1 protein-coding gene is annotated in these 248 nt (G+C 58.1%); it reads left to right on the top strand.

Annotation, left to right across the window (positions count from 1 at the left end):
- Positions 1-248, top strand: a 248-nt coding sequence (locus K5R89_RS27285; protein ID WP_221853887.1) for a transposase, incomplete at both ends; no start/stop codon positions are given.

Here is a 248-nt window from a genome sequence, read left to right as displayed (position 1 = left end):
GCAGACCTGTCGCTGAATAACGTCACGGACTCAGAAGCCTTCCCGGGCCTTATCCGGCAGACTCACAGAAAAATCAGAGCAGCCGCGGCAGACGGGGCTTACGATACCCGGCTCTGTCACGATGAACTGCGGCGTAAGAAAATCAGCGCGCTTATCCCTCCCCGAAAAGGCGCGGGTTACTGGCCCGGTGAATATGCAGACCGTAACCGTGCAGTGGCTAATCAGCGAATGACCGGGAGTAATGCGCG

Origin of the sequence: Klebsiella sp. TF21-TM (genome assembly GCF_019753495.1) — a bacterium.
In the GTDB taxonomy this organism is placed as follows: Bacteria; Pseudomonadota; Gammaproteobacteria; order Enterobacterales; family Enterobacteriaceae; genus Klebsiella; species Klebsiella quasipneumoniae.
Note: the sequence above shows the minus strand (reverse complement) of the source record. Positions and strands in the feature narration are given on the sequence as shown.